The sequence below is a fragment of the Phormidium pseudopriestleyi FRX01 genome, from assembly GCF_017313335.1.
In the GTDB taxonomy this organism is placed as follows: domain Bacteria; phylum Cyanobacteriota; class Cyanobacteriia; order Cyanobacteriales; family Laspinemataceae; genus Laspinema; species Laspinema pseudopriestleyi.
Genome location: NZ_JAFLQW010000217.1, coordinates 1 through 4878, shown reverse-complemented (window position 1 = coordinate 4878; position 4878 = coordinate 1). Strand labels below are relative to the sequence as shown.

Below are 4878 nucleotides of genomic sequence, written 5' to 3'. Positions count from 1 at the left end.
CAAAGTCATCTGGAACTGTGCCGAAAACCTCCCCTATCCCGAATTTCATGAAGCATGGCACAATCCCCTCGCCACTCTCCATCCCGAAGTCACCGAACAACCACAAGGGGGTCATAATTCAACAGTTGATAGCTTAGAAACTCAACCGATAGATATTTGTCTCCAACTGCAAAATCTCCCGATTTTTTGCCTCGATGCCACTATCCTCACTGACGAAACCGACCCCAGCGAAATCGCCCAAACCCTCTGCCAAATCATCTGGGAGAAAGCCTTTCCCGATAAAGACTACCCCAAAGAAGTCACCACAGCCAGTAAACTGCGGGAACAGTTGAAACCCCTCAAACTTAGCCAAAATCTACCTAAACTCCCTATCCTGATTACCCATTGCCATCCCAGAACTGAACTCATAGTCTTTTGTCGCAAACTCACCAATCTTGTTGCTATAGCCTGGTTAACCGACCATCCCCTCGAAGCCCCCTTAAAAGGCTTTCCCCCCCATCAACCTAATCTAATCTCTGCCATTGAAACTTGGTTAGAGGAGATTTGAGAAACCTGGTTTCTCCGGTTTCTCTTGGGATAAAATGGGAATTGACCTTAAAACCTGATTTTGGGTAGCGAAGCTGGCTCAACTCTAATGAATACCCTAGCTCAAGAAATTCTCAAAACCTTTGATAATTTGCCGAATACAGAACAACAGGCGATCGCAGCAGAAATACTCAAGCGCGTTATCAATTTTGACGTTCCCCCCCTGACAGACGAGGATTTAGTGCTCAATGCAGAAGAACTATTTTTAGCATTAGACGCGCAAGAAACAGATTATGATTAGTCCTAACCGGGGAGAAGTTTGGCTGGTTGATTTAGGTTACACCGCCAAAGTTAGGCCATGTCTTGTGGTGAGTATTCCCGCTCTGATGTTCGATGTCCTGATTTATTCTTTTAACAACCCGTAGAGGCACTCCATGAATTACCTCTACAATTGATGAATGGAAATGACCTTAATACTTCGAGTTCGATGAATTGATTTTTGAGGTTTTTCATTTGTTATAAATTCCGTTGCTCCAACTGATACTGCCGCAGCAATATGCAAAGCATCCATCGCCCCCAGTCCAAATTGACTAGATTCTTGATAGGCTTGTTCAATGATAGTGTTGATATCATTTGCCCAGGAAATGACTGCCTCAAAAAAAGTTTTATAAAACTTAATTTCGCTACTTTGTTGATTATAAATAGCTTTTGGTAAAACCTCTAGTTTCAAAAAAATACTAGAGGCAAATTCCCGGTGGTCATCTTCTAATATTTGTAAAGCGAGTTCAGCCATTTCATTTTGAGCGCGAGCCGCATAAATTAACACTCCAGCATCGACAAAAGTTCTTATCATTATTAGTCTACATATCCTCCACGACGTTCCGCTTTCTCGTGTTCTATTTCTTCTGGGGTTAACAAGGGTGTCCCTGATTCTATAATTTCTTGGCGTATCTTCCTTAAACTTTCTCCAAGCGGGGAACTCCGTTTAATCGGTTTCGGTGTTTGATGAATAGAGTCAATAAAAGCGATAACTTGTTGCTGTTGTTCAGGGTCTAAATTCTGCCATTTTTCTAACAATTGTTGGGTGGTCATGGGGCTGATTTCCTTGTTTTAGGCTCTGATTAATTGTAGTATAGCCTTACTTGCGCCGCCACCTCAAACCACTGCAACGCCGCCAACTCCTCCCCCACCGCGCCCTCCTCCTCACGGACTGCGAACATCCCACCCCGGAACTCATCACCTTCTGTGAAAAACTCACCGGGGTCATTGCCGTTGCCTTCCTCACCGACGACCCCGTAGAAGCGCCGTTAAAAGGCTTTCCCCCCAATCAACCTAATCTAATCTCTGCCATTGAAACTTGGTTAGAGGAGATTTGAGCATCTGATAAACCGGGTTTCTGCGACAGTTTCAGCTACAAATTACAGATTGTGATAAAAACCCAGTTTCTGACCGCTTAATACACCTCATCATGGCTGCCAATATCTACGAATACAGCTTTTTCATCCTCGGTAAAATAGAACAAAACCCTCTCATCATAACCCACACTAAAACTCCATAAATCCTTTAATTCACCCGATAGTTTGTGCGTTTTCAAGCTGGGGCTAAATGGATCGACGATAAACAATTCTAATTTTTGCCAAAACCTTGTCTTTAAATCCTGATTGCCTTTAATTTTCTTTTTGAAAGCCCGTTTAAAAGCAGAGCTAAAACTAACTTCCATGATTATTCTTCAATCATCCCCTTCAATTCATCAATCTGGTTAGAGAACTTAAGCTTTCCTTGTTTTTCTTCCTGCTGGGCTACTTGAAAATTCTTGTAAATATTGTCACGAGATTCTTCACGAAGATACTGCTGTAACAACATTGAAATTTCTTGCTTTTCATCGATAGAAAGACCTTTTATTGCCTCAACCACATCATTAAATCTCATCACTGACTAAGCCTCACGGTACTGACTTGCTTTTAATGATATTCCATTTTGCCATAAACCAACCGACACCCCCGCCTTCCTCACGGACGAACCGCTAGAAACACCATACCGACCAAACCCCCCATAACCGTGAAACATCCTTCGCCCCCATAAACTTCGCCCAAACCCTACAAAACCAGCCCATCCTCATCCTCAACGCCCAACCCCTCGCCACCGAAACCCGCGAAGGGGAAATCGCCCTCACCCTCTGCCGACTGATTTGGAAACAAGTCTGTCCTCAGCAAATGTATCCCAGATTTTCCACCCCTGCCGACCTATGTTATTCCATCGATGAACTCAAATTCACCCTCAACCTCCCCCACCGCGCCCTCCTCCTCACGGACTGCGAACATCCCACCCCGGAACTCATTACCTTCTGTGAAAAACTCACCGGGGTCATTGCCGTTGCCTTCCTCACCGAGGAACCCCTAGAAGCGCCGTTAAAAGGGTTTCCGCCTAATCAACCGAATCTGATATCCGCCATTGAAACCTGGTTAGAGGAGATTTGAGGATTGGCGTTTTTAGGTTAAAATATCCATAGTTTGATAGACAAAAGAAGGTTAAAAATGGTTAACTCCTTTGAATTTAAAGCGCAAATTAAACAAGGTATGATAGAAATTCCGCCAGAATATCAACAAAATATTCAAGAAGGAAGTGACGTTAAAGTGATTATTGTTTCAGAAGAAACAGCCAAACCCAGATTAATGGATCAATTAGCAGAACAACCCATTAGTGTTCAAGGGTGGAGCAAACCAACAAGAGATGAAATTCACGAAAGAAAATCATGATTAATCAAACAATATTTATTGATTCTAATATCTGGTTATATCGGTTTTTAGCCGATCAAGATCCAAATCCCAAGGAAGATGCTAGAAAGCGCAAAATAGCCGTTTCATTAACCAACCTCAAGAATGTCGTAGTCAGTACACAGGTTATTAATGAAACCCGCTCTATTTTAAGAAGAAAAGTTAATTTTTCTGAAATCCAAATTAGTCAACTTATTGAAGAATTTGAGTAACAATGCCAAGTGATAGATGTAACAACTGCTATTCTGAAAAGAGCATCTCAATTGAGAATGAATTACCATCTATCTTTTTGGGATGGATTAATAGTGTCCAGTGCTTTATCTGGTAATGCAAAAATTCTTTATTCAGAAGATATGCAAGATGGTTTAATTGTAGAGCATCAATTAACTATCATTAATCCTTTCAAAATCTAGTTTCTAAAAGTCGAATTAACATTTTTTGGCTCAATGCCCCCCGGCACCCGCCACCCTCGCTGCGCCGCCACCTCAAACCACTGCAACGCCGCCAACTCCTCCCCCACCGCGCCCTCCTCCTCACGGACTGCGAACATCCCACCCCAGAACTCATCGCCTTTTGCCAAAAAGGGGGTTATTGCGGTTCCTTTCCTCACCGACGACCCCGTAGACGCGCCGTTAAAAGGCTTTCCCCCCAATCAACCTAATCTGATATCTGCCATTGAAACTTGGTTAGAGGAGATTTGAGGATTGGCGTTTTTAGGTTAAAATATCCATAGTTTGATAGACAAAAGGAGGAAATAATTGAAATTGCCACTCAACTCACTGACGAACAAGCTCAAAAACTTGCTTTTATCCAACAAAAAATTCGACAAAATCCAGATGAAATTTTAGGAGCAGCCCTTGAATATTATTATCAACAACTGTTGACTACTTCTACTAACCATCTGGAGAATTTTAGTAAAATTGGCTTTATTGGGTGTATTGAAGCCGAACCTGACCTAGCTGAAAACTGCAAATCAATCTTAATGCATGAAATTGGCACTGAATAATGATTATTGTTGATACAGGTTTTTGGGTTGCCTTAGCTAACAAAAATGATGACTACCATGAAGCGGCTAAAAAAACTTTTAGTCAATATAATGAACCTCTGATTACTACATGGTGTGTCGTTACGGAAACCTGCTACTTTTTACAAGTGAGGGCAGAGGGTTTGGAGACCAAACCCCTACATCCATCAAGAGGGTTTGGAGACCAAACCCCTACATCCATCGAGAGGGTTTGGAGACCAAACCCCTACAAAAAATAACGATTTTTCGTCTTTTAATTTACCACCTTGAAAGGGCTACCTCTGAAAACCCCACCTACGGTATCTATGAGTCCGGACCCCCAACCCACCTGATATCAGCCATTCAAACCGGGTTAGAGGAAAATTAAGCCCCCCCCAAAATTAAGCCCCCCCCCCAAAATCCCCTTCTTGACCATTGACGAAAAAATCAGCTAAAATGTCAGCGAACCCTAGCCACGGATTTGGACACTTTAAAAGTCGGGTCAGAGAGGGTCTGGCACAGACTGAATGGTGTTACTCCCTGTTTATTAATTGAGAGGTCTAATTTATGGTAACT

At 42.5% G+C, this 4878-nt stretch carries 14 protein-coding genes; 9 read left to right on the top strand and 5 right to left on the bottom strand.

What is annotated here, in order from left to right; translation table 11 throughout:
• Together J0895_RS07810 and J0895_RS07805 are read left to right on the top strand one after the other, a co-directional pair.
• On the top strand, window positions 1-547 hold a 547-nt coding region (locus J0895_RS07810), incomplete at its 5' end, for an NACHT C-terminal alpha/beta 1 domain-containing protein (RefSeq protein ID WP_479724798.1).
• Window positions 548-634: 87 nt separating this feature from the next.
• Window positions 635-826, top strand: coding sequence for a hypothetical protein (locus tag J0895_RS07805; RefSeq protein ID WP_207087536.1), 192 nt, complete (start codon window positions 635-637; stop codon window positions 824-826).
• Window positions 827-970: 144 nt separating this feature from the next.
• Here the strand turns inward: J0895_RS07805 and J0895_RS07800 are convergent, their stop codons facing one another.
• Window positions 971-1378 (bottom strand): type II toxin-antitoxin system VapC family toxin, encoded by a 408-nt coding sequence (locus tag J0895_RS07800; RefSeq protein WP_207087535.1) that lies wholly within the window; start codon window positions 1376-1378, stop codon window positions 971-973.
• 2 nt (window positions 1379-1380) lie between these two features.
• Entirely contained in the window at window positions 1381-1617 is a 237-nt protein-coding gene (locus J0895_RS07795; RefSeq protein WP_207087534.1) for a hypothetical protein, read from the bottom strand.
• A gap of 50 nt (window positions 1618-1667) precedes the next feature.
• On the opposite strand from J0895_RS07795, the gene J0895_RS07790 reads away from it, so the two are divergent.
• On the top strand, window positions 1668-1901 hold the full coding sequence (locus J0895_RS07790; protein ID WP_207087540.1) for an NACHT C-terminal alpha/beta 1 domain-containing protein: 234 nt from the start codon (window positions 1668-1670) through the stop codon (window positions 1899-1901).
• Window positions 1902-1978: 77 nt separating this feature from the next.
• Here J0895_RS07790 and J0895_RS07785 read toward each other — a convergent pair whose 3' ends face one another.
• On the bottom strand, window positions 1979-2245 hold the full coding sequence (locus tag J0895_RS07785; RefSeq protein WP_207087533.1) for a type II toxin-antitoxin system RelE/ParE family toxin: 267 nt from the start codon (window positions 2243-2245) through the stop codon (window positions 1979-1981).
• A 2-nt stretch (window positions 2246-2247) separates the two neighbouring features.
• Window positions 2248-2454, bottom strand: coding sequence for a hypothetical protein (locus J0895_RS07780; RefSeq protein WP_207087538.1), 207 nt, complete (start codon window positions 2452-2454; stop codon window positions 2248-2250).
• Window positions 2455-2603: 149 nt separating this feature from the next.
• Here J0895_RS07780 and J0895_RS07775 point away from each other — a divergent pair, with 149 nt between their 5' ends.
• Genes J0895_RS07775 through J0895_RS25760 form a run of 3 tightly spaced genes read left to right on the top strand, consistent with a single transcriptional unit; the run spans window position 2604 to window position 3511 of the window.
• Window positions 2604-3002 carry an NACHT C-terminal alpha/beta 1 domain-containing protein gene (locus J0895_RS07775; RefSeq protein ID WP_422894317.1) on the top strand — a complete coding sequence of 133 codons (399 nt, stop codon included), beginning with the start codon at window positions 2604-2606 and terminating at the stop codon, window positions 3000-3002.
• A gap of 57 nt (window positions 3003-3059) precedes the next feature.
• Window positions 3060-3281 (top strand): hypothetical protein, encoded by a 222-nt coding sequence (locus J0895_RS07770; RefSeq protein ID WP_207087532.1) that lies wholly within the window; start codon window positions 3060-3062, stop codon window positions 3279-3281.
• On the top strand, window positions 3278-3511 hold the full coding sequence (locus tag J0895_RS25760) for a PIN domain-containing protein (protein ID WP_242541138.1): 234 nt from the start codon (window positions 3278-3280) through the stop codon (window positions 3509-3511). Before J0895_RS07770 ends, J0895_RS25760 begins: the two co-directional genes overlap by 4 nt.
• A 197-nt stretch (window positions 3512-3708) precedes the next feature.
• On the opposite strand, the gene J0895_RS07760 is transcribed toward J0895_RS25760, so the two are convergent.
• Window positions 3709-3849, bottom strand: coding sequence for a hypothetical protein (locus J0895_RS07760; RefSeq protein WP_207087531.1), 141 nt, complete (start codon window positions 3847-3849; stop codon window positions 3709-3711).
• Between J0895_RS07760 and J0895_RS26935 the strand changes: the two genes are divergently transcribed.
• From J0895_RS26935 to J0895_RS26700, 3 genes are all read left to right on the top strand, one after another.
• The gene (locus J0895_RS26935) at window positions 3848-4000 is read left to right on the top strand and encodes an NACHT C-terminal alpha/beta 1 domain-containing protein (protein WP_422894316.1); all 153 of its coding nucleotides are present in this window, start codon (window positions 3848-3850) and stop codon (window positions 3998-4000) included. The two genes, J0895_RS07760 and J0895_RS26935, sit on opposite strands and share 2 nt — an antisense overlap.
• Window positions 4001-4179: 179 nt before the next feature.
• Window positions 4180-4305, top strand: a complete 126-nt coding sequence (locus J0895_RS26300; RefSeq protein ID WP_277989801.1) for a hypothetical protein — start codon at window positions 4180-4182, stop codon at window positions 4303-4305.
• A complete protein-coding gene (locus J0895_RS26700) occupies window positions 4305-4562 on the top strand; it encodes a type II toxin-antitoxin system VapC family toxin (protein WP_340643474.1) in 258 nt (85 codons plus the stop codon). Before J0895_RS26300 ends, J0895_RS26700 begins: the two co-directional genes overlap by 1 nt.
• Window positions 4563-4878 lie beyond the last annotated feature (316 nt).